Source organism: Pseudomonas sp. LBUM1678, assembly GCF_059695575.1.
In genome coordinates, this window is sequence record NZ_CP166775.1 from 5,674,147 (window position 1) to 5,694,754 (window position 20,608).

At 59.7% G+C, this 20,608-nt stretch carries 22 protein-coding genes, 1 pseudogene and 1 riboswitch; of the genes and pseudogenes, 11 read left to right on the forward strand and 12 right to left on the reverse strand.

Going from position 1 to position 20,608, the window contains the following annotated elements:
- Window positions 1–281: 281 nt before the first annotated feature.
- Together ACA070_RS25725 and ACA070_RS25730 are read right to left on the reverse strand one after the other, a co-directional pair.
- The gene (locus tag ACA070_RS25725) at window positions 282–1,964 is read right to left on the reverse strand and encodes a fatty acid--CoA ligase (RefSeq protein ID WP_497448851.1); all 1,683 of its coding nucleotides are present in this window, start codon (window positions 1,962–1,964) and stop codon (window positions 282–284) included.
- Between the two features lie 163 nt (window positions 1,965–2,127).
- A complete protein-coding gene (locus tag ACA070_RS25730) occupies window positions 2,128–2,757 on the reverse strand; it encodes a LysE family translocator (protein WP_497448852.1) in 630 nt (209 codons plus the stop codon).
- A 241-nt stretch (window positions 2,758–2,998) separates the two neighbouring features.
- Here ACA070_RS25730 and ACA070_RS25735 point away from each other — a divergent pair, with 241 nt between their 5' ends.
- The 3 genes from ACA070_RS25735 (at window position 2,999) to ACA070_RS25745 (ending at window position 5,834) form a co-directional block, all read left to right on the forward strand.
- On the forward strand, window positions 2,999–3,964 hold the full coding sequence (locus ACA070_RS25735; RefSeq protein WP_497448853.1) for a 2-hydroxyacid dehydrogenase: 966 nt from the start codon (window positions 2,999–3,001) through the stop codon (window positions 3,962–3,964).
- 33 nt (window positions 3,965–3,997) lie between these two features.
- Window positions 3,998–4,996: a methyltransferase gene (locus tag ACA070_RS25740; RefSeq protein ID WP_497448854.1), complete on the forward strand. Its 999-nt coding sequence runs from the start codon at window positions 3,998–4,000 to the stop codon at window positions 4,994–4,996.
- A 39-nt stretch (window positions 4,997–5,035) separates the two neighbouring features.
- Window positions 5,036–5,160: riboswitch (yybP-ykoY riboswitch) on the forward strand.
- Window positions 5,161–5,249: 89 nt separating this feature from the next.
- The gene (locus ACA070_RS25745; protein ID WP_461955667.1) at window positions 5,250–5,834 is read left to right on the forward strand and encodes a TMEM165/GDT1 family protein; all 585 of its coding nucleotides are present in this window, start codon (window positions 5,250–5,252) and stop codon (window positions 5,832–5,834) included.
- Between the two features lie 147 nt (window positions 5,835–5,981).
- On the opposite strand, the gene ACA070_RS25750 is transcribed toward ACA070_RS25745, so the two are convergent.
- The gene (locus ACA070_RS25750) at window positions 5,982–6,800 is read right to left on the reverse strand and encodes a M48 family metallopeptidase (protein ID WP_497448855.1); all 819 of its coding nucleotides are present in this window, start codon (window positions 6,798–6,800) and stop codon (window positions 5,982–5,984) included.
- 1,450 nt (window positions 6,801–8,250) lie between these two features.
- Here ACA070_RS25750 and ACA070_RS25755 point away from each other — a divergent pair.
- Both ACA070_RS25755 and ACA070_RS25760 read left to right on the forward strand, forming a co-directional pair.
- Window positions 8,251–8,310 (forward strand): annotated as a pseudogene (locus tag ACA070_RS25755) (hypothetical protein); the annotation flags it as partial.
- Between the two features lie 198 nt (window positions 8,311–8,508).
- Window positions 8,509–9,213, forward strand: a complete 705-nt coding sequence (locus tag ACA070_RS25760; RefSeq protein ID WP_407682191.1) for a methyl-accepting chemotaxis protein — start codon at window positions 8,509–8,511, stop codon at window positions 9,211–9,213.
- A gap of 195 nt (window positions 9,214–9,408) precedes the next feature.
- Here the strand turns inward: ACA070_RS25760 and ACA070_RS25765 are convergent, their stop codons facing one another.
- Genes ACA070_RS25765 through ACA070_RS25775 form a run of 3 tightly spaced genes read right to left on the reverse strand, consistent with a single transcriptional unit; the run spans window position 9,409 to window position 10,520 of the window.
- The gene (locus ACA070_RS25765) at window positions 9,409–10,032 is read right to left on the reverse strand and encodes an SOS response-associated peptidase (RefSeq protein WP_497448856.1); all 624 of its coding nucleotides are present in this window, start codon (window positions 10,030–10,032) and stop codon (window positions 9,409–9,411) included.
- Between the two features lie 35 nt (window positions 10,033–10,067).
- On the reverse strand, window positions 10,068–10,328 hold the full coding sequence (locus ACA070_RS25770; RefSeq protein ID WP_497448857.1) for a putative signal transducing protein: 261 nt from the start codon (window positions 10,326–10,328) through the stop codon (window positions 10,068–10,070).
- 9 nt (window positions 10,329–10,337) lie between these two features.
- A complete protein-coding gene (locus ACA070_RS25775) occupies window positions 10,338–10,520 on the reverse strand; it encodes a CPXCG motif-containing cysteine-rich protein (RefSeq protein ID WP_497448858.1) in 183 nt (60 codons plus the stop codon).
- 139 nt (window positions 10,521–10,659) lie between these two features.
- On the opposite strand from ACA070_RS25775, the gene ACA070_RS25780 reads away from it, so the two are divergent.
- Window positions 10,660–11,826: a 1-acyl-sn-glycerol-3-phosphate acyltransferase gene (locus ACA070_RS25780; protein WP_497448859.1), complete on the forward strand. Its 1,167-nt coding sequence runs from the start codon at window positions 10,660–10,662 to the stop codon at window positions 11,824–11,826.
- Between the two features lie 247 nt (window positions 11,827–12,073).
- On the opposite strand, the gene ACA070_RS25785 is transcribed toward ACA070_RS25780, so the two are convergent.
- On the reverse strand, window positions 12,074–12,352 hold the full coding sequence (locus ACA070_RS25785; RefSeq protein ID WP_131059467.1) for a hypothetical protein: 279 nt from the start codon (window positions 12,350–12,352) through the stop codon (window positions 12,074–12,076).
- 192 nt (window positions 12,353–12,544) lie between these two features.
- On the opposite strand from ACA070_RS25785, the gene ACA070_RS25790 reads away from it, so the two are divergent.
- Entirely contained in the window at window positions 12,545–12,751 is a 207-nt protein-coding gene (locus ACA070_RS25790; protein ID WP_010458215.1) for a hypothetical protein, read from the forward strand.
- Window positions 12,752–12,942: 191 nt separating this feature from the next.
- Here ACA070_RS25790 and ACA070_RS25795 read toward each other — a convergent pair whose 3' ends face one another.
- The gene (locus tag ACA070_RS25795) at window positions 12,943–13,527 is read right to left on the reverse strand and encodes a YajG family lipoprotein (protein WP_497448860.1); all 585 of its coding nucleotides are present in this window, start codon (window positions 13,525–13,527) and stop codon (window positions 12,943–12,945) included.
- Window positions 13,528–13,732: 205 nt separating this feature from the next.
- Between ACA070_RS25795 and ACA070_RS25800 the strand changes: the two genes are divergently transcribed.
- Window positions 13,733–13,966: a hypothetical protein gene (locus tag ACA070_RS25800; protein WP_131059469.1), complete on the forward strand. Its 234-nt coding sequence runs from the start codon at window positions 13,733–13,735 to the stop codon at window positions 13,964–13,966.
- Between the two features lie 739 nt (window positions 13,967–14,705).
- The gene (gene mqo, locus ACA070_RS25805; RefSeq protein ID WP_497448861.1) at window positions 14,706–16,214 is read left to right on the forward strand and encodes a malate dehydrogenase (quinone); all 1,509 of its coding nucleotides are present in this window, start codon (window positions 14,706–14,708) and stop codon (window positions 16,212–16,214) included.
- A gap of 217 nt (window positions 16,215–16,431) precedes the next feature.
- Here the strand turns inward: mqo and ACA070_RS25810 are convergent, their stop codons facing one another.
- The 4 genes from ACA070_RS25810 to ACA070_RS25825 all read right to left on the reverse strand — a co-directional run bounded on the left by ACA070_RS25810 (window position 16,432) and on the right by ACA070_RS25825 (window position 18,474).
- Entirely contained in the window at window positions 16,432–16,719 is a 288-nt protein-coding gene (locus ACA070_RS25810; protein WP_497448862.1) for a PA4642 family protein, read from the reverse strand.
- A gap of 63 nt (window positions 16,720–16,782) precedes the next feature.
- Window positions 16,783–17,268: a hypothetical protein gene (locus tag ACA070_RS25815; protein ID WP_131059471.1), complete on the reverse strand. Its 486-nt coding sequence runs from the start codon at window positions 17,266–17,268 to the stop codon at window positions 16,783–16,785.
- A gap of 171 nt (window positions 17,269–17,439) precedes the next feature.
- Window positions 17,440–17,913, reverse strand: coding sequence for a WbuC family cupin fold metalloprotein (locus ACA070_RS25820; protein WP_497448863.1), 474 nt, complete (start codon window positions 17,911–17,913; stop codon window positions 17,440–17,442).
- Window positions 17,914–17,916: 3 nt separating this feature from the next.
- Window positions 17,917–18,474 (reverse strand): hypoxanthine-guanine phosphoribosyltransferase, encoded by a 558-nt coding sequence (locus tag ACA070_RS25825; protein ID WP_462028657.1) that lies wholly within the window; start codon window positions 18,472–18,474, stop codon window positions 17,917–17,919.
- 164 nt (window positions 18,475–18,638) lie between these two features.
- Here ACA070_RS25825 and upp point away from each other — a divergent pair, with 164 nt between their 5' ends.
- Together upp and ACA070_RS25835 are read left to right on the forward strand one after the other, a co-directional pair.
- A complete protein-coding gene (upp, locus tag ACA070_RS25830) occupies window positions 18,639–19,277 on the forward strand; it encodes a uracil phosphoribosyltransferase (RefSeq protein ID WP_010458234.1) in 639 nt (212 codons plus the stop codon).
- A gap of 2 nt (window positions 19,278–19,279) precedes the next feature.
- Window positions 19,280–20,554, forward strand: coding sequence for a uracil-xanthine permease family protein (locus ACA070_RS25835; RefSeq protein WP_131059474.1), 1,275 nt, complete (start codon window positions 19,280–19,282; stop codon window positions 20,552–20,554).
- Window positions 20,555–20,608: the final 54 nt, after the last annotated feature.

A 20,608-nucleotide genomic window follows, 5' to 3' on the forward strand; every position in this document is an offset into this window, starting at 1 on the left:
TGGATGACTGGAAACCAAAAGGTCCCCAAGTCATTCCAAAGATGCATCGCCCCGTTTTGTGCGTTTGCTCCGTTCTTAAAAATCCTTGAGCGGACTATAGCCAGCAGGTAGTAGAGCTTGATCCCTCTAAAGTGTGATTTGCAGCTGCCGGCCACTCTGGAACAGTCCTTTCGCCAGTCCGACACATGTCGGCACGGCAAGGATGGCTGAAAATTCGGATTTCACAAGCCAAGCGCTTGCTTGGTGGGGCTGGCGTGCCTTTTGGGCACGCCAGAAGGCGCTTAAAGCGTCGAGAGGAAGGTGCTGTTGTTGGCCTGCCATTCAGTGATGTCGAGGCGAATACGCTTCTTGTCGAGCTTGCCGACACTGGTCTTGGGAATTTCAGTAACAAGGGCAATCTGACTCGGGATCGCCCACTTGCTCAGGTGTCCCAATTCCACGAATGGCTTGAGGTGTTCCTTGAGCTCCCGGGCCCCGATCTCATGCCCTTCGCGGATCACCAACAGTGCAAACGGGCGCTCGCCCCACTGTGGATCGGCGATGCCCACCACTGCTACTTCGCGTACCGCCACGTGGCGGCTGATCAAATCTTCGAGGTCCAGGGAGGAGATCCACTCGCCGCCGGTCTTGATCACGTCTTTGATCCGGTCGCGAATGTCGATCACGCCCATGCTGTCCAGCGTCGCCACGTCGCCGGTGTGCAGCCAACCCCCGGCCCAGAGCTCGGCGCCCTTCTGCGGCTCGTTGAAGTAGCCCTCGGTGAGCCACGGCGCACGCAGCACCAGTTCACCCTGAGTCTCGCCATCGGCGGGCAGGAAGTTGCCGTCGGTGTCGACGATCGCCGCTTCCACCAAGGGCCCCGGCACACCGGCCTTGATCCGATACGTGGTGCGTTCGTCTTCGGTGCCGGCCATCAGCTCATCGTTGAGGTGAGCACAGGAGACCAATGGCCCGGTTTCCGACATGCCGTAAGCCGCGGTCAACTGAATGCCCTTGGCCTTGGCCGCTTCGTACAGCGCGCGGTTCAGCGCACTGCCACCGATGACGATTTTCCAGCCACCGAAATCCGTGTCCTGTGCCGCCTTGGCATTGAGGACCATTTGCAGAATGGTCGGCACGCAGTGGGAAAAGGTGACCTTCTCCTTGCGCCACAGCTCCACCAGGTACTCCGGGTCGTAACGACCGGGATAAACCTGCTTGAGCCCGAGCATGGTCGCCACATACGGCAAGCCCCAGGCATGCACGTGGAACATCGGCGTGATCGGCATGTACACGTCGTTGGTGCCCAGCAGGCGCACGCTGTCGATGGCGCCCATGATGGTCGACACGCCCATGGTGTGCAGCACCAGTTGCCGATGGGTGAAGTACACGCCTTTGGGATTACCGGTGGTGCCCGTGGTGTAGAACGTGGTCGCGACCGAGTTCTCGTCGAAATCCTGGAAGTCGTATTGCGTGCTCGCGGCCGCCAGCAACTGCTCGTACTCGCCCACCAGATTGGGCAGGTCGGCGGTTTTATCCGGCAGGTCAGTCAGTAGCAGGGTTTTCTCGACCGTGGTCAGGTGCCCGGCAATGGCCTGGTACAACCCGACGAACTCGCTGTTGACCAGCACGAAGCGGTCCTCGGCGTGGTTCATGGTGTAGAGGATCTGTTCCGGAGACAGGCGCACGTTGATGGTGTGAATCACCGCACCGATCATCGGGATGGCAAACATGCATTCCAGGTACCGATGGCTATCCCAGTCCATCACCGCCACGGTATCGCCGGCCTTGACCCCGGCTTCCGTGAGCACGTTGGCCAGCCGCGCAACTCGCTCGATCAGGGTCGGATAGCTATAGCGCATCTGGTCGCGGTAAATGATCTCGCGGGTTTTCTCGTAACGAGCGCCGGACATCAGCAGCCGCTTGATCAGCAGCGGATACTGGTAAGCGCCTTCGGCTGGGGGGATAACGCGAGTCTGCAACATAAGAATCCCTTTTCTGACTGCACGGTGTTGGCTTTTAGAGGCAACCACTCTAGAACCCTTATACGCCGGCCAAATCAGCCAAAGGAATGATTTGCAGAGCCATACAAATGCTAGCTTTGCGCCAGCATTTGCAGGATTTCTTTATCCGAATGGCTCTTCGCGATTAATGCGCCTCGGTGAGCGCGAGTTTGACGCCGATGGCGATCAACACCACGCCCATGGTCCGGTCGAACCAGTGGCCCATGCGGGCGAAACCGGCGCGCACGCGTTGCTGGCTGAACAACCGCGCCACCAGGCAGAACCAAACAGCCGTCGCCGCCGCGAGATAGATCCCGTAACCCGCCTGTACGGCCAAAGGCGTGTGCGGGTTGATCACCACGGTGAACAACGACAGGAAGAACAACGTGGCTTTCGGGTTCAGGCCGTTGGTCACGAAACCTGAGGTGAAGGCGCCGCGAGGCGTGCGTTCGCCGGCTTCCTTGTGCAGATTGTCGGCAACCGGTTTGGCCGGTTGCGCGCGCAAGGCCTTGTAGCCGATGTACAGCAAGTAAGCGGCTGCCGCCCATTTCAAGGCGTTGAACAGCACGATCGACTGCGACACGATCAGGCCGATGCCGAGCAGCGAATAACCGACGTGCAGGAAAATCGCCGTACCGACGCCCAGCGCTGTCCAGGTCCCGGCGCGACGGCCGTGAGTCACGCTTTCACGGACCACCACGGCGAAATCCGGGCCGGGGCTGGCGACGGCGAGCAAGTGAATCAGGGCAACGGTCAAGAACTCTGTCCAGTACATGGGGGGCTCCTCTGGGACGGATGGATCTAATTGAATTTAAAGGGTCAACGCGCCCCTGTGGGAGCGCGGTTGCTCGCGAAGAGGGAGTGTCAGTCGACATCTTTGTTGTCTGGCACGCCGCCTTCGCGAGCAAGCCCGCTCCCACAGGTTCGGCGTCCGGCCTGGCAATGGGTAACCATTTGTTTCATCTGGTAGGCTCGGCAGATTACGCCTTCAGTTCAATGCATAAAAGGTACAGTTGATGACGAACTCTCGCCGCGCCGTTTTCCTCGACCATCCGTCCCTGGACTTGGGCGATCTCGACCTCAGCCCGTTGCGCGACTGCTTCGACGAGTTGCAACTGTTCGCACAAACCACGCCGGACCAGGTGATCGAACGCCTCAAGGGCGCCACCGTGGCCATCAGCAACAAGATCCTGATCGACGCCGCCGCCATTGCCGCCAGCCCCGACCTGAAGTTGATCCTGATCACCGCCACCGGCACCAATAACGTCGACCTCGCGGCCGCCCGCGCCCACGGCATCACGGTCTGTAACTGCCAGGGTTACGGCACGCCATCGGTGGCGCAGCACACGATCATGTTGCTGCTCAACCTGGCCACGCGCCTGGCCGATTATCAGAAAGCCGTCGGTGAAGGCCGCTGGCAGCAAGCGAAACAGTTCTGCCTGCTGGATTACCCGATTGTCGAACTCGAGGGAAAAACCCTCGGCCTGCTCGGTCACGGCGAACTGGGTGGTGCGGTGGCGCGGCTGGCCGAAGCGTTCGGCATGCGCGTGCTGCTGGGCCAGATTCCGGGGCGCCCTGCCCGGCCGGATCGCTTGCCGCTGGATGAACTGCTGCCGCAGATCGACGCCCTCACCCTGCATTGCCCACTCAACGAACACACCCGCCACTTCATCGGTGCCCGAGAACTGGCCTCGATGAAACCCGGCGCTTTCGTGGTCAACACCGCGCGCGGTGGCTTGATCGATGAACAGGCGCTGGCCGATGCCTTGCGCAACGGTCATCTGGGCGGCGCGGCCACCGATGTGCTGAGCGTCGAGCCACCGACCGCCGGCAATCCATTGCTGGCCGATGACATCCCACGGCTGATCGTCACGCCGCACAACGCCTGGGGCAGTCGCGAAGCGCGGCAGAGGATCGTCGGTCAGTTGACCGAAAACGCGCAGGGCTACTTCAGCGGTAAAGCGCTGCGGGTCGTCAGTTGATAGACTGCGGCACTTTTTTTCACAGGAGCAGTTATGGATCCGCGCAGTGAAGTACTGCTTCGTCAGGCCGAATTATTCCAGGGCTCGGTGTTGTTGGCCGGTTTGCCCGCCGACGATTTGCTGGGCCGACTGCCCGATGCCCACGGCTGGTGCTGGCACGCCGGCGATCAAGCGGCGCTGGACGCGCGTTTTGCCGAGCGCAGCCATTTTGGTGTGAACGCACCCGAGCGTAAGTTCGACACGGCCGTGGTGTTTTTGCCCAAGTCCAAGGACCTGACCGACTACATCCTCAACGCCCTCGCCTCGCGTCTGGCCGGTCGCGAGTTGTACCTGGTGGGGGAAAAACGCAGCGGCATCGAAGGCGCGGCCAAGCAACTGAACCCGTTCGGCAAGCCACGCAAGCTCGATAGCGCGCGGCATTGCCAGCTCTGGCTGGTCACCGTGGCCAATGCGCCAGAAGCCAAATCGCTGGAAAGCCTGGCCCAGACGTATGAGTTGCCGCTGGCCGAAGGTCCGCTGAAAGTCATCAGCCTGCCGGGCGTGTTCAGCCACGGTCGGCTGGATCGTGGCAGCGCGCTGCTGCTGGAACATCTGGACAAGTTGCCAAGCGGCCACTTGCTCGACTTCGGTTGCGGAGCGGGCGTGTTGGGCGCCGCGGTGAAACGTCGTTATCCACACAATCAGGTCACTTTGCTCGACGTCGACGCATTCGCTGCCGCCAGCAGTCGCCTGACACTGGCCGCCAATGGCCTGGAAGCCGATGTAATTACCGGTGACGGCATCGACGCTGCACCGATGGGCTTGAGTGCAATTCTGAGCAATCCACCGTTCCATGTCGGCGTCCACACCGACTACTTCGCTACCGAGAACTTGCTGCGAAAAGCGGCAAAACATCTGAAAAACGGCGGCGAACTGCGCCTGGTCGCCAACAGCTTCCTGAAGTATCAACCGCTGATCGAAGAGCACTTGGGCGTGTGTGCGATCAAGGCTGAAGGACAGGGTTTCAGGATTTACCGGGCCAAGCGTGGATAAAACTTTCTGCTTGCCCAATCGGATTTGCCTAGGCAGAATCCGCTCCGTCCTAGGGGAGTAGTCTCCCACGAGCGCCATGCTCGTCCGGCATACGTCAACATACTTGGTCAACAGACCATGGCGTATGCGACCCAAGCGTCCGCATCAGACGGATCGCAGGGTTTGACAAGACCTATGACACGAACACCTTACCCGGGGCGGGAAGGCTGTACGTGTCATAGCCGTGTCGACCCGCCCCTTAGGAAAATCCCTGATGCTGGACTCTCTGCTGGTTCCCACCGCAATCGTTGCCTTGGCCGAAATCGGCGACAAGACGCAACTGCTCGCGCTCATTCTCGCTGCCCGCTTTCGCAAACCCTGGCCGATCATCGCCGGCATCGTCGCCGCGACCTTGGCCAACCATGCGGCAGCCGGCGCGGTAGGTGCCTGGTTCGGCAGTTTCTTCTCGGATGCGGTGTTGCACTGGATCCTCGCAGCGAGCTTCGCCGCGACTGCACTGTGGACCCTGGTGCCGGACAAGATGGACGACGATGAAGCCAGCACCGCCCGCAAGTTCGGACCGTTCCTGACCACGCTGATTGCGTTTTTCCTGGCCGAAATGGGCGACAAAACCCAGGTCGCCACGGTGATGCTCGCTGCGCAATACCCAGAGCTGTGGCTGGTGATCATCGGCACCACCGCCGGGATGTTGATTGCCAACGTGCCGGTTGTGTTGGCGGGTAACTTTGCGGCGGACAAATTGCCACTCACCCTGATCCGTCGCCTGGCGGCGTCGGCGTTTTTTGTCCTGGCGATTGTGGCGGTGTACAAGGCGATGCAGAGCAGCGGGTGGGTTTGATGCGGTAGGTCGTTAGACCGCGTTATCGTTCTTCGCGGGCAAGCCACGCTCCCACAGGTTTCGGTCGATTACAAAATTTGTGTACAACACAAAACCTGTGGGAGCGTGGCTTGCCCGCGAAGGCGTCAGTGGCGTCAACGCCTGCTTTCAGGACTTCGGCGCTTTCTCGTACAACGGCATCACCTTCGGAATCGCTGCCTGCAACGCCGCCGTCCGGCTGGACGAAGCCGGGTGCGTGCTCAAGAACTCCGGCGGCGCGCCTTCCGAGGCTTTGCTCATTTTGTTCCACAACGTGATCGCGGCGTTCGGGTTGTAGCCGGCGCGAGCCGCCAACTCGAGACCAATCAAGTCCGCCTCGTTTTCGTTGCCACGGCTGTTGGGCAAGGTCATGCCGTATTTCGCCACGGTGTCTGCCAGGGCCAGACTGTCCTGGCCCAGACCGAGCAATGCGCCAGCACCCTGCTTGGCCATCTCGACGCCGTACGCCTTGGACATCGCTTCACGACCATGCTCGCGCAGGGCGTGAGCGATTTCATGGCCCATGATCGCGGCGATTTCATCGTCAGTGAGTTGCAGTTTGTCGATCAGCCCCGTGTAGAAAATGATCTTGCCGCCAGGCCCGCAGTTGGCGTTGAGCTCGTCGCTCTTGATCAGGTTGACTTCCCATTTCCACTGGGCCGAATCCGGACGAAAAACCGGCGCCTGGGCAATCAGCCGGTCGGCAATCAACTGGACGCGCTTGGCATCGTTACTGGTCTTGTCCAGCACGCCTTTGGTGTTCGCCTCTCCGACAGTCTTTTGATACGACTGAGCGTACATCTGGTTGACTTCGTCGGTGGACAACATGCTGAACATGTACTGCTTGCGCTCAACACCCACGGCGCCACCGCTGGTGGTATTGACCGACTGACAACCGGCAAGCAGCAAACTTGCACTCAGCGCACACACAACCAATGTCTTGTTCATCAAAAAACTCCCTGGAAACATGGCGCGTATCCTGGACGGGAATGGTATCGACGCCAGTTACGCAAATGAGTAGACGCACATTTCAGCCAAAACTCTCATGGCCGTAGGAAAAAATTCACATACCGACGCCCGCCACGGCCGACAACGGCCCGCAATGATTCATTTGCGACATCCAGCACTCCAAAACAGCCATTTCGCCCGCCCCCGCTCATGGCCCTCCGGGCTCCTGCCGATACACCACCGCAGACCTCCTCTTGCGTGCGGAGCACCCATGAAATTCAAGTCGATCCAGTTTTCCGTGGCCGCCCTCGCCGGCGCCATCGTTCTTAGCGTAGTCGCCGCGCTGGTGCTGTACGCACTGTTTTCCGGCGCCCGGACGCAAGACATGGTCCAGGAGCGAACACAGGCGCAATTCGAGCAAGTGATCGAGCAGCGGCTGACCTCTCTGGCGCAAACCCAAGTCAGCCAGATCCAGCGCGAACTCGAAGCGCCGCTGCTGATCGCCGGCGGCCTGGTGCGGGTCAACGCGCTGATCGGCACACCGGGCGCCGATGGCCAGCCGCAGCTGAGCCTGAGCCGTGAGCAGTTGATCAGCCTGATCAAGGAAAACGTGGTCAAGAACCCGAAAATTCTCGGCACTTATATAGGCTGGGAAAAAGACGCCCTCGACCACAACGACGCCGCTTACGTCGACACCAAGGTGGTCGGCATCGACGCCAGCAACGGGCGCTTCCTGCCGTGGTGGTTCCGCAACGAGGACGGCACCCTGGGCCTGGACAAACTGGTGGACGTCGACGACCAGAAAACCCTGTCCACTGGCGTGCGCGCCAGTGAGTACTACCTGTGCTCGAAAGAAACCAAAAAATCCTGCGTGATCGATCCGGCGCCTTACAAGGTCGGCGACAAGATCGTCATGCTCGCCTCGTTTATTGAACCGATCATGCTCAACGGCGCCTTCCAGGGCATCGTCGGTGCCGATCTGTCGGTGAACTTCATCCAGGAAATGTTGCTGGGCGCGAATCAGAAACTGTACGGCGGCGCAGGGGAAATGGCGCTGATCGGCGGTAATGGCCGGATCGTTGCCTACACCAAGGACCCGAGCAAGTTCGGCGAGAAGGTCAGCGACATCCTCGACAGCAAACAGATCGCCAACATGGCCAACCTCAAGCGCGGCGAAGTGACTTACACCGTCGACAAGGCCCAGGGCCGGATCGAGCTGTACCTGCCGTTCGGCATCGGCCAGACCGATGCGCGCTGGACCTTGATGTTGCAACTGCCGCTGAACGCAGTGATGGCCGACCTGCAGAAACTCCAGAGTGACCTGGACGCTCAACGCAAGTCCGACACTTTCGGCATGGCCATGGTCGGGTTGTTGATCGCCGGCATCGGCTTGCTGGTGATCTGGCTAGTGGGCCACGGCATCGCCCGCCCGCTCAAGCAGATGGTCGCGATGCTCGACGACATTGCCAAAGGTGAAGGCGACCTGACGCGCCGCCTGACCAGCGACCGCGCCGACGAACTGGGTTCGATCGCCAAAGGCTTCAACACTTTCCTGGCCAAACTACAGGCGATGATCACCCAGGTGGTGACGTCGGTGCAGAGCGTCAGCGATTCCTCTGAACACACCGCCGACATTGCCATTCGCACCAACATCGGCGTGCAGAAGCAAATGGCCGAGATCGATCAAGTGGCCACCGCGGTGCATGAAATGACCGCTACTGCGCAAGACGTGGCACGCAACGCCACCCAGGCTGCGCAAGCCGCCAGCCACGCCGACCAGGCAGCGGCCCAGGGCATGCAAATCGTGCGCGATACGTCGAACTCGATTGGCGTGCTGGCAGTGGAAATCGGCAAGGCTGTCGGCGTGGTCCAGACCCTGGCCAAGGACAGCGAGAACATCAACGCGATCCTGACCGCCATTCGCGGGATCGCCGAACAAACCAATCTGCTGGCCTTGAACGCGGCCATTGAAGCGGCACGCGCTGGCGAACAGGGCCGTGGTTTTGCGGTGGTGGCCGATGAGGTGCGCAACCTGGCGCAGAAAACCCAGAAGGCCACGGAAGAAATCCAGACCATGATCCAGCAGTTGCAACAAGGCACCCGCGATGTGGTGCGGGTGATGGAGGACAGCCAGAACCGTACTGACGAAAGCGTGCAACATGCGGCGAAAGCGGCCGAGGCCTTGGAGACGATTACTCAGGCGGTGTCGGTGATCAATGACATGAACACGCAGATTGCCAGCGCGGCGGAGGAACAGAGTGCGGTGGCTGACGACATCAACAGGAACGTGATCAACATTGGGCAAGTGGCCAATGAAGTGGCTGGCGGGGCGGATGAATCGAGTGCGGCGAGTGCGGATTTGACCAAGCTGGCTGAACAGCAGCGGCGGTTGATCAATCAGTTCAAGGTCTAGAAGAGCACCCTCACCCTAACCCTCTCCCGGGGGGAGAGGGGACTGACCGAGGTGTATCGCGCTGTCCATCGACCTGAAATATCGAGTCGAACTCAAGTTTTGAAAGCGACAAAGATCGGCTCCCTTTCCCCTCTCCCCTCTCCCCTCTGGGGAGAGGGCTGGGGTGAGGGGTGGCTTTTAAACAACACCAAGATCTCAACCCGGCGTTAAACACTCCGGCCCGTTAAGCTTCGGATCATTCACCAGATTCGCCAACACCCGCTCGCGCAATGCAGCAGGTTCACTGGCGAGCAACGCCTGCAACGTATGCAATGGCGTTTCAGGATTCAGCCACGCATCCTGCCCCGCCGCATCCAGAATCAACGGCCGACGCTGACTCGCCGCCGGCTGAGTGATCACTGCCGTACTCAGCCACACCTGCTCCTGCACCGGATACGCTTCCCAGATCGCCGCGAAAAACAAAGTCGAGCCCTCCCCCGGCGTCAGCCAATACGGCCGCTTGCGGGTGGTGCCACGCCATTCGTAAAAACCGTTGGCCGGCAGCAGGCAACGGCGTTCGCGCAGGGCCTGGCGAAACATCGGTTGTTCGGCAACGGTTTCGGCCCGGGCATGGGCCGGGGTGCGGGACAGATCGGTCAGCCACGGCGGCGTCAAACCCCAGCGCGCTCGAGCCAGCTCACGCTGAGCGTCAACGCCTGCACGCAGCATCAGCACCGAATCGTTGGGGGAAATATTCCACTGGGCCTGCTGATCGGCGGGGAAGCCAGGCAGGGCCGCGAAGGCGGGGTTCCAGCGAAACAGGGCATAACGTCCACACATGGGGCAACACGACTCTCAATAAAACGAACGCCAGCCTAACAGACCAGCGTGCCGAGAAAACTTTCCGGTTCGTCGCCGGGCAGTGGCAGCGCGGCATTGTACGCAGTGATCAACTCGCGGGCGTATTCGGCCTGGTCGTTATCCACCGACAAGCCCAGCAGGCCATAGACCGGCAATTCGCCGGTCCCGCCAAGCAAATCGCGCCCCACCAGATGCGCCTCGATGCCCTCGCTGGCCAGCATGCCTTGCAGCAACTCACCTTCCATCAGGTTTTCCGGCTCGTAGATTCGCTGCATAGACGCCCCTCACTCATTTTCGCTGAATACTTCGAGATGCCATTCCTGTCCGTCAACCTGCAACACAAACGTGATCGGCCGACAGCACACCTGACAGTCCTCGATATACGTCTGATCGCCCCCGGACAGATCCACGGTGGTCTCAACCTCTTCACCACAATACGGACATTCATACTGCGCAGTTTCCAGCATCGCGGTCTCCCAGGTGACTTGTGCGTATAATCGCCGGTCTATTTGCAGGGCTATTTTTGTCTGACTACCTTTTCAGACCGTGCCCCGTTGGTTTTCGAGCAAAACCTTTACTTACCCTAGCCGTTTCTAACAAGAGAGCATGATGGGCGAATTCGATGCCATCCGACCGTACGACGATAGCGAAGTCCCAGCGGTGCTGGACCGGCTGCTCGGCGACAAGGCGTTTCTAGACATCCTCATCCACTTCCGCTTCCCGCGCTTTGCCGGTGCTTTCGGCTGGGCGCTCAAACCTCTTATAGCTCATCGGCTGCGCCGTGAGTTCTCTGGCGTCACGTCAGTGGCCACGTTGCAGGATAAAGTCGAGATGTACGTCGACCACACTATCGAACGGGCCACGGACGGTGTGACGTACACCGGCGTCGAGCAGTTCAAGTCCGGCAGCGCGTACCTGTTCATCGCCAACCACCGCGACATCGTGATGGACCCGGCCTTCGTCAACTACGCCGTGTACCACGCCGGCCTGCCGACACCGCGCATCGCGATCGGCGACAACCTTCTTCAAAAGCCCTTCGTCAGCGATTTGATGCGCCTGAACAAGAGCTTCATCGTGCACCGTTCGATCACCGGTCGACGCGAGAAGATGGCGGCGTATCAGCTGCTGTCGGCCTACATCAACCACTCGATCCGCAACGATTGCGCCTCCATCTGGATCGCCCAGGCCGAAGGCCGGGCCAAGGACGGCGACGACCGCACCGAGTCGGCGATCCTGAAAATGTTCCACATGAGCCGCAAGGACGAGCCGTTCGGCGAAGTCATCCGCTCACTTAACGTCAGCCCGGTGTCGATCAGCTACGAATACGACCCGTGCGACCAGGCCAAGGCTCGCGAGCTGTTCATCCGCGCCACCACCGGCAGCTACACCAAAGTCCCGGGTGAGGACGATGTCAGCATCGCCAAGGGCATCACCGGCTACAAAGGCCGGGTGCATGTGAACTTCGCCGCGCCGATCACCGAACTGTTCGACGACACCAAGCAACTGGCGATCGAAATGGACCGGCAGATCCTTGGTGGCTACCGGTTGTTCCCGGTGCACTACCTGGCTTACGCACAGTGGAAGGACGCCGACCCGCAACTGCAGGTGCCGAAAGCCGCCGAAGTGTTTGCGGCCGACGAACTGGCCAAGGCTCAGGAAGAATGGCAACGTCGCCTGGAAGCCTGCCCTGAGGAACATCGTCCGTTCATGGTGCTGCAATATGCGACGCCGGTGCGTAATCAGTACCGGGTGAAAGCGGGATTGCCGCTTTAATTGCCTGGATACAATAACGGCGCCTTCGGGGCGCCGTTTTTATTTGCCTGCCACCACATCACCTGTGGCGAGGGGATTTATCCCCGTTGGACTGCGCAGCAGTCCTAAAACCTGCAATCACATTTCTTCAGACATATCGCGGGTACCGATTTTACGACTGCTGCGCAGCCGAACGGGGATAAATCCCCTCGCCACAGAGTCCTCTCATCACAGCAACTCCCTCGCCACAGGAGTCTGCTTCAGAGAGTCAAAACCGGGTGCTGATCCAAGACACCAGCAACGCCAACCCCAGGCAGGCGAAACCGAAACGGTAGAAAAACCGGTTCATGCGCAAGGTTGCCCAATCCAGGATGGGCTCTTCGCTCGGGCGGCTCTGGCGCTGGGCGACCAGGCTGGCCATGGCGCGTTGTTCACGGCGACGAGTGGCGTGCAGCAGCCAGCCACCCGGGAAGGCCAACAGCAAGGCCAGCAGGTTGATCAACTTGGCGGGATGGTTGGTGAACAGCGAAATCAAATGCAACGACATCACGGACCTCGGCAAAACAGGTGTGACAAACGCCGAACCGACGATTGCGGCGCGGATTCTACCGAAAGGCTGCCCACCTGCCCCGCCTTTCCGACAAATAACGAAACACCTGAACAAATGCTGCCCTGTGTCACGGCACCGTCATCTGGATACGCCAGTCTGGCGGCCCTCGAAACCGACACGGAAATTGTCATGCTGCACGCCGAAAACCAGGACCGCCTCTACCTCATCGCCCAGAGTGACGAACAACAAAACCTCGTAGGAAGCCTCGCCTTTAACGTTCAAGACCGCCACTGGCTGGTTTATTGCGCGCTGGGTGGGCATCAACATGCGGATTTGCCGGAGACGGATTTGCTGACAGGTGTGAGTGTGCTGGATTTCTATTCGCAAGCTGCCTGACCACAGATGATCCATTGTGGGAGCGAGCCTGCTCGCGATGGGGATTTAACATTCAACATTAAGTCGCCTGACACTCCGTCATCGCGAGCAGGCTCGCTCCCACAGTTGTTGTGTGTACACCTGCTGAATCAGAGGGCATAAAAAAGCCCGGGCCATTGCTGGCACCGGGCTTTTTTGAATCTCGCGAACCGTTATTCGCTGAGAACCTGACCAATCGTCGGGTCCTTGAACAGACGCGTCAACGCATCGCTCAACACATCACTGACCAGCTTGGTGTTGGTTTCCTGATTCGGCGCCATACCAAAACGCTGATCCAGGGACGCACCGTAACGACCGCTGTAACGACGGTTGGCGTTCTGCACATCAGAGCGGAACGTCGCGCCGATGGTCGCCTCGGTCACGTACATGCCTTCTTTGGGCGACTGATACTTCAGCTCGGCCAGGGTCACCGTCAGCTGCGGAGCATTCAGCGCATTCGACGTCGGGGTAAAGCCCAGCAGCCGCACGGCCGCCTCGGCCTGAGCCTGCAACTTCGGCAGGATCTGCGCGCCCTGCACGGTGATTGCGCTGGTCTCAGGGTACAAGCCACCACGGGTGCCCAGGGTTGGCGACGGACGACCGTCCACCACACGCACCACCACCGGCTGACCACGGCCGACCGGCGCCAGCTGAGTCGTCAGTTTGGGTTCAGGGTTCAGTTGTTGCGGGCTGTGGGCGCAGCCGACGAGGGTCAAACTGGTCACAGTGATCAAACCGAACAACAGGCGTTGCAACATGCTCTTCTCTCCAGAATCAGGCACAAACAGGCCCGCAGTATAGCTGTGCGTCACTGCAGCTAACTAGGGCAGCGCAATGATTGAAGTAATTTCCTACAAACCCTTGAGAAACCGCCTCGTGTCACACATCTGTCATCGCCCATACACTTTCACGTCACGGCTCGCTGGCAACCTTCACAGCAGGTCACCCACAAGGTACTTCCCCATGCGTTATCTCATCTCGCTGTTCGCGCCACGTCCGTTACACCGCAGCTTTGCCCTGCTCGACCGCAATGGCCACTGCCAGGCGTTCAAGCAGTGCAGCCTCCAGCCGATGGGCGATGGCTGGGTCGAAATCGAAGAAATCCGCCTCAACTGGCTGCATCATCCTTTGCCCCCGAGCGCCCGTGTCAGCCAGCGCCAGCCACGTGCACGGGTGCAACATCTGTTGACCACCTGACCAGACGCCTAATAAAAGTCATCAAACACGTCCATTTCCCTGCGTTTCTTAGATACAATCTCCCCCCGATTATAAGGACGTCTCCTGATCGGGCCTCGCAGCATCGTCAATGCTTCGGTTTTGGCACCCCGCACCGCCCACAGAGAGCCGCCCACACAGATCGAGTGAAGCTGGCGCGCTTGCTGTTCCTTGAGCAAAACCCCCACTTTTCGCGAATCTGCAGAGCTGTCATTACGCTCGGTAACTGAGCTGTCTGCCCGTTTTGCCTGTCATGTACCCCATGACGGCAATCCTTCCGGGCACAGTGCCAGGCTGGGACAGCCCTTTTTTGAGGTTCACGTCTTCAAAAGAGCGTGAAAAAAACGGGTTTTCACAACTTCACAAGAGTGTGGCGAGCAAATGAATAGTTTTGCGTCTGAACATGCACCATTAGCGTCTGAAACAGCCCAACGACACAGGACCGAGTACTCCTCGAAGACCGGAGCCTGAAGCCTGTCCGCTACGGATTTGGTTGCACAAACGGATGTCTCGACCATAAGTCGAATTGCCAGCCGCGCGCTGAGATGAGTTCATGTAACTCTTTAGGCCCGGCCGCATGCATCCGTCGAAGTTGCGAAAAATTGCGAAGATTCGGACATGGCGACACTGGCCATGGGTACCTGGGGCATCACTGACACGCCCCGTCACTCCTGGCAGCCATGCCGACAATTTGGTGCTGCAGATTTTGGAGACGCGTTAAATGGCGCATAACGAAGCAGTCGACGTAGTACTGGTTGGGGCCGGCATCATGAGTGCCACCCTTGCCGTACTGCTCAAAGAACTCGACCCCGCGATCAAGCTGGAAGTCGTCGAGCTGATGGATTCCGGTGCCGCGGAGAGTTCGAACCCGTGGAACAACGCCGGTACCGGTCACGCCGGGCTGTGTGAGCTCAATTACACGCCGCAGGCTGCCGACGGCAACGTCGACATCAAGAAAGCCGTGCACATCAACACTCAGTTTGAAGTGTCGAAGCAGTTCTGGTCCTACCTGACCAAAAAAGGCACCTTCGGCTCGTGCAAGACGTTCATCAGCCCGGTGCCGCACCTGAGCTTCGTGCAAGGCAATGATGGAGTTTCCTTCCTCAAGGAACGCTTCAAGACCCTGAGCAAACACCACGCGTTCTCGGACATGGAATACACCGAAGACAAGGCCACCATGGCCGAGTGGATGCCATTGATGATGCCAGGCCGCCCAGCCGACGAAGTCGTCGCGGCCACTCGCGTGATGAACGGCACCGACGTCAACTTCGGCGCCCTGACCAACCAACTGCTCAAGCACCTGATCAGCGCACCCGATGCCCAGGTCAAGTATTGCAAGCGCGTGACCGGCCTCAAGCGTAACGGCAGTGGCTGGACCGTCAGCATCAAGGACGTCAACAGCGGCAACTCCCGTGAAGTCGACGCCAAGTTCGTCTTCCTCGGCGCAGGCGGCGCGGCACTGCCGCTGTTGCAGGCCTCGGGCATCGAAGAAAGCAAAGGCTTCGGCGGCTTCCCGATCAGTGGCCAGTGGCTGCGTTGCGACAACCCGGAAGTGGTCAAACACCACCAGGCCAAGGTCTACAGCCAGGCGGCGGTGGGTTCGCCACCGATGTCCGTGCCGCACCTGGACACCCGCGTGGTCGATGGCAAGAAGTCCCTGCTGTTTGGACCTTACGCCGGTTTCACCACCAAGTTCCTCAAGCATGGTTCCTTCATGGACCTGCCGATGTCGGTTCGCGCCGGCAACATCGGCCCGATGCTGGCTGTGGCAAAAAACAACATGGACCTGACCAAGTACCTGGTCAGCGAAGTGATGCAGTCGATGGAACAGCGTCTCGATTCCCTGCGTCGCTTCTACCCTGAAGCGAAAGCCGAAGACTGGCGCCTGGAAGTGGCCGGCCAACGGGTGCAGATCATCAAGAAGGACCCGAAAAAGGGCGGCGTTCTGCAGTTCGGTACCGAACTGGTCGCGGCCAAGGACGGTACTCTAGCCGCCCTGCTGGGCGCGTCCCCGGGCGCTTCGGTAACTGTTTCGATCATGCTTGAGCTGATCGAAAAATGCTTCCCGAACAAGGCTTCTGGTGAATGGGCTGCCAAGCTGGCGGAAATCTTCCCGGCTCGGGAAAAGGTACTGGAAACCGACGCTGCGCTTTATCGCAAGATCAATGCGCACAACAACGTCGCGCTGGAACTGGTTGAAGCCAGTAACGAGACCCAAAGCTACGCTTGATTCGGCCGCATAAAAAACGCCCCGTTCTCAGTGAGAGCGGGGCGTTTTTTTATGGGCGCTGAAATCATCTTTGTGGCGAGGGAGCTTGTCGGATCGCCGCACCGTCCCGCTTGAGTGCGTAGCGCTCACAAAATCTCCGCCGTTCGCAGAATTTTGGGGCCGCTTCGCAGCCCAGCGGGAGCAAGCTCCCTCGCCACAAATGTCGGTGCGACTGACCTTAACCGCGAGCCTTGGCGATCAACTCAATGTAATCCGCCGCATTACGCTGATCCTTGATCAGGGCGACGAAGTCATTGCCGTGCTCATCCTTGCCATCCAGATCCAGACCGGCTGCGACAAAGAACGTCAGAAAACGCTCGAAGTCATCGATGCGCAGGCCACGGTAGGCCTTGATCAGTTTGTGCAGGGACGGCGAAGTGGCGTCGACCGGCTCGAAATCGAGAAACAACTTGATCTGCTCATCGCCGATCTCGTCACCAATCACTTGTTTCTTATCTTTACGCATTGCCGACTCCAGATCGCAGACATTTCACGGGGCGGGCAGTTTACCCCTGCCCGGGCTCAGGTCTCAACGCGGACGAACAGCCCCGGTATGCAGATCGGCCCAGATATGGCCGTTGGCGTAGCTGAGGAACTGGCAATACACCGTGTCATTACGCAACAAGTCGATCACCACCCGGTACTGCGCCATCGGGTAAAACAGCGTCAGGGTCTTGTTCTTTTCGTCGTAGATCGGCTTTTTCAGGCTTTTGCTTTCGCCATCGAAGTTGACCAGCACCTGGTTGATGGTCGCGCCCTTGTTCAAGGATTTGCCCTTGAGGCGGATCATTACCGGAGACGTGACCGGAATCGGCTGTTGATTGGACTGACGCTGGCTGCCGACTACCACCGAATACTCGGTGACCTGCAGCAGTTGTTGTTGCTCGGGCTCGGCGTCACGCAGGGTCAGGTCGTCAGGCGGCAGGAACTGCGCGTGCATCGGCGCCGGAGCGGCAGCCAGAGGCAGGCTGAGGGTCAGCAACAGAGCGGCGCAACTGCGGATCAAAAGGCTCATGACAGGCTCCGGAGGGCGGGGCCGAGCACTCTAGCATGGGTATTTGAAATTACTTCTGTGGACGCGATCCACTGTGGGAGCGAGCCTGCTCGCGATTACGTCGGCACATCCAGCATAAATGTGCCAGTCAGACCGCTATCGCGAGCAGGCTCGCTCCCACAGGGTATGGGATCAATCGAACTGCGCGCGCATCCACGCTTGATACTCGGCCACACCCGGCTCGCCTTCACGTGGTGCCCAGGTCGCAAGCTCGCCTTCACCCACCGGTCGATAAGGACCGGCCTTGCACTCGAACATCAGACTGTCGGCTTCCAGCACCACCAGGCTATGGAACACACCGGTTGGCAGGTCCACACCGACACAGTCACCACCGGCGACGAGGACTTGTTTCTTCACGATCACGCCGGACTCGTCGAAGATCAGTAAACCGAGCCGCCCTTTAAGGACCAACAAGGTCTCAGCCTTGTAATCCCCCAAGTGCCGGTGAGGCGGGATATACGTGTTTGGTTGCAAACCCACCGCCATGCGATGGCACGGCTCTTCCATCTGATGGAAGTTGTGATGCTGGCGTCCGCGCGGGTTGGCCGCAGCCTTCTCGACCAATTCCGTGAGCAGCATTTGATCAAGAAAGCTCGGCGTGGCCAATGATTACATTCCTTTAACAGCAAAGATCCCGTTGGCGTTACGCCAGTAGCCTTTGTAGTCCATGCCGTAACCAAAGATGTAACGGTCGATGCACGGCAAACCGACGAAATCGGCTTTCAGGTCCGGGCGAGCCTTGCGGTCGTGGTCCTTGTCGATCAGCACGGCGGTGTGCACTTTGCGCGCGCCGGCGTGTTTGCAGAAGTCGATGATCGCGCCCAGGGTGTGACCTTCGTCGAGGATGTCGTCGATGATCAGCACGTCACGGTCAATGAACGAGACTTCCGGCTTGGCTTTCCAGAACAGGTCGCCGCCGCTGGTTTCGTTGCGATAGCGGGTGGCGTGCAGGTAGGACGCTTCCAGCGGGAATTGCAGATGGGTGAGCAGCTTGCCGGCGAAAATCAGCCCGCCGTTCATCACACAGAACACCACCGGGTTAGTGTCAGCCAGCTGTTCGTTGATGTGTGCACCGACGCGGGCGATGGCCGCCTCGACTTCAGCTTCGGTGTACAGGCAGTCAGCCTCTCGCATGACTTGACGGATATGCTCGAGATCAGCGGACATGGCGCTCTCCAAGGGTGGCGGGATTCAGGAAAAGCGGGCAAAGGTACGCATCCCGCACGGCCAGATCAAGCGTTTGTGGACTAACGTACTGTATGTCTATAGGACAACACCCTCGGATAGATTAATCTAGGCCGGTTTTTTTGCCCGCCGCCGGAGCCTTTCCCATGCCCATCCTCGAGATCCGCCATCCGCTGATCCGTCATAAACTCGGCCTTATGCGCCGCGCCGACATTAGCACGAAGAATTTCCGTGAGCTCGCTCAGGAAGTCGGTGCCCTGCTGACCTATGAAGCCACCAAAGACCTGCCGCTGGAAACCTACGACATCGAAGGCTGGTGCGGCACCGTGTCGGTCGAGAAAATCGCCGGCAAGAAAATCACCGTGGTGCCGATTCTGCGCGCCGGTATCGGCATGCTCGAAGGCGTGCTGAGCCTGATCCCGGGGGCCAAAGTCAGCGCCGTCGGCGTGGCCCGCAACGAACAGACCCTGCAGGCCCACACCTATCTGGAAAAACTGGTTCCCGAAATCAACGAGCGCCTGGCGATGATCATCGATCCGATGCTCGCCACCGGCAGCTCCATGGTCGCGACCATCGACCTGCTGAAAAAGGCCGGTTGCCGTGACATCCGCGCCATGGTGCTGGTTGCCGCGCCCGAAGGCATCGCTGCTGTCGGAAAAGCTCACCCGGACGTGATGATCTACACCGCCTCCATTGACGAAAAGCTCAACGAACACGGTTACATCATCCCAGGCCTGGGCGATGCCGGTGACAAGATCTTCGGTACCAAGCAGAAGGACGCTTGAGCATGCAGCAAGAGTTCAACGATCCGCTCTGGCGCACGGTGCTGTCTGGCGCACAGATGCTGTTCGTGGCCTTCGGCGCCCTGGTGTTGATGCCGCTGATTACCGGCCTCGACCCGAACGTCGCGCTGTTCACCGCAGGGCTGGGGACGATTCTGTTCCAGATCGTCACCGGGCGTCAGGTGCCGGTGTTCCTGGCGTCGAGCTTTGCCTTCATCACCCCGATCATTCTCGCCAAGGGCCAGTTCGGCCTCGCGGCGACCATGGGCGGCGTGATGGCGGCGGGCTTCGTCTACACCTTCTTAGGCTTGGCCGTGAAGATCAAAGGCACCGGTTTCATCGACCGCCTGCTGCCACCGGTGGTGATTGGTCCGGTGATCATCTCCATCGGCCTGGCCATGGCGCCGATTGCCGCCAACATGGCGATGGGCAAGGCGGGCGACGGCACTGAGCTGATTCATTACCAAACGGCAATGTTGATCTCGATGCCGGCGCTGCTGACCACGCTGATCGTCGCGGTGTTCGGTAAAGGCATTTTCCGCCTGGTACCGATCATCTCGGGCGTGCTGGTGGGTTTTGCGATGGCGTTCTATTTTGGCGTCGTTGATACCGCGAAAATTGCCGCTGCACCATGGTTTGCGATCCCGCACTTCACCGCGCCGGAATTCAACTGGCAGGCGATTCTGTTCATCGTTCCGGTGGCCCTGGCTCCGGCCATCGAACATATCGGTGGCGTGATCGCCGTCGGTAGCGTGACCGGGCGCGATTACCTGAAGAAACCTGGCCTGCACCGCACCCTGCTCGGCGATGGCATTGCCACCACCGCGGCGGGCCTGTTCGGCGGTCCGCCCAACACCACGTACGCCGAAGTGACGGGCGCGGTGATGCTGACCAAGAACTACAACCCGAAAATCATGACCTGGGCGGCGATTTTCGCCATCAGCCTGGCGTTCGTCGGCAAGTTCGGCGCGCTCCTGCAAAGCATCCCGGTGCCGGTGATGGGCGGGATTCTGTGCCTGTTGTTCGGTTCGATTGCTGCGGTGGGGATGAACACGCTGATCCGCCACAAGATCGACCTGGGCGAAGCGCGCAATCTGGTGATTGTGTCGGTGACGCTGGTGTTCGGGATTGGTGGTGTGCTGGTCGGCACCGGCACTGGCCCGGACGACTTCGGCCTCAAAGGCATCGCGCTGTGCGCGGTGGTGGCGATCGGGCTGAACCTGCTGCTGCCGGGTAATGACAGCTGGAAGCACAAGAAGGCGGATGAGCCGTTGCTCTAAGTCACTCTTTAGATTGCTTTCGCGGGCAAGCCTCGCTCCTACAGAGTTGCGTCG

What these genes read in the sequence shown, in the direction of transcription:
- ACA070_RS25810 (WP_497448862.1), bottom strand. Translation starts at nt 16,719, where the DNA reads ATGCGTAAAGATAAGAAACAAGTGATTGGTGACGAGATCGGCGATGAG.
- ACA070_RS25800 (WP_131059469.1), top strand. Translation starts at nt 13,733, where the DNA reads ATGCGTTATCTCATCTCGCTGTTCGCGCCACGTCCGTTACACCGCAGC.
- ACA070_RS25790 (WP_010458215.1), top strand. Translation starts at nt 12,545, where the DNA reads ATGCTGCACGCCGAAAACCAGGACCGCCTCTACCTCATCGCCCAGAGT.
- mqo (WP_497448861.1), top strand. Translation starts at nt 14,706, where the DNA reads ATGGCGCATAACGAAGCAGTCGACGTAGTACTGGTTGGGGCCGGCATC.
- ACA070_RS25730 (WP_497448852.1), bottom strand. Translation starts at nt 2,757, where the DNA reads ATGTACTGGACAGAGTTCTTGACCGTTGCCCTGATTCACTTGCTCGCC.
- ACA070_RS25785 (WP_131059467.1), bottom strand. Translation starts at nt 12,352, where the DNA reads ATGTCGTTGCATTTGATTTCGCTGTTCACCAACCATCCCGCCAAGTTG.
- ACA070_RS25780 (WP_497448859.1), top strand. Translation starts at nt 10,660, where the DNA reads ATGATGGGCGAATTCGATGCCATCCGACCGTACGACGATAGCGAAGTC.
- ACA070_RS25795 (WP_497448860.1), bottom strand. Translation starts at nt 13,527, where the DNA reads ATGTTGCAACGCCTGTTGTTCGGTTTGATCACTGTGACCAGTTTGACC.
- ACA070_RS25735 (WP_497448853.1), top strand. Translation starts at nt 2,999, where the DNA reads ATGACGAACTCTCGCCGCGCCGTTTTCCTCGACCATCCGTCCCTGGAC.
- ACA070_RS25815 (WP_131059471.1), bottom strand. Translation starts at nt 17,268, where the DNA reads ATGAGCCTTTTGATCCGCAGTTGCGCCGCTCTGTTGCTGACCCTCAGC.
- upp (WP_010458234.1), top strand. Translation starts at nt 18,639, where the DNA reads ATGCCCATCCTCGAGATCCGCCATCCGCTGATCCGTCATAAACTCGGC.
- ACA070_RS25725 (WP_497448851.1), bottom strand. Translation starts at nt 1,964, where the DNA reads ATGTTGCAGACTCGCGTTATCCCCCCAGCCGAAGGCGCTTACCAGTAT.
- ACA070_RS25745 (WP_461955667.1), top strand. Translation starts at nt 5,250, where the DNA reads ATGCTGGACTCTCTGCTGGTTCCCACCGCAATCGTTGCCTTGGCCGAA.
- ACA070_RS25760 (WP_407682191.1), top strand. Translation starts at nt 8,509, where the DNA reads ATGACCGCTACTGCGCAAGACGTGGCACGCAACGCCACCCAGGCTGCG.
- ACA070_RS25835 (WP_131059474.1), top strand. Translation starts at nt 19,280, where the DNA reads ATGCAGCAAGAGTTCAACGATCCGCTCTGGCGCACGGTGCTGTCTGGC.
- ACA070_RS25740 (WP_497448854.1), top strand. Translation starts at nt 3,998, where the DNA reads ATGGATCCGCGCAGTGAAGTACTGCTTCGTCAGGCCGAATTATTCCAG.
- ACA070_RS25770 (WP_497448857.1), bottom strand. Translation starts at nt 10,328, where the DNA reads ATGCAGCGAATCTACGAGCCGGAAAACCTGATGGAAGGTGAGTTGCTG.
- ACA070_RS25775 (WP_497448858.1), bottom strand. Translation starts at nt 10,520, where the DNA reads ATGCTGGAAACTGCGCAGTATGAATGTCCGTATTGTGGTGAAGAGGTT.
- ACA070_RS25750 (WP_497448855.1), bottom strand. Translation starts at nt 6,800, where the DNA reads ATGAACAAGACATTGGTTGTGTGTGCGCTGAGTGCAAGTTTGCTGCTT.
- ACA070_RS25825 (WP_462028657.1), bottom strand. Translation starts at nt 18,474, where the DNA reads ATGTCCGCTGATCTCGAGCATATCCGTCAAGTCATGCGAGAGGCTGAC.
- ACA070_RS25765 (WP_497448856.1), bottom strand. Translation starts at nt 10,032, where the DNA reads ATGTGTGGACGTTATGCCCTGTTTCGCTGGAACCCCGCCTTCGCGGCC.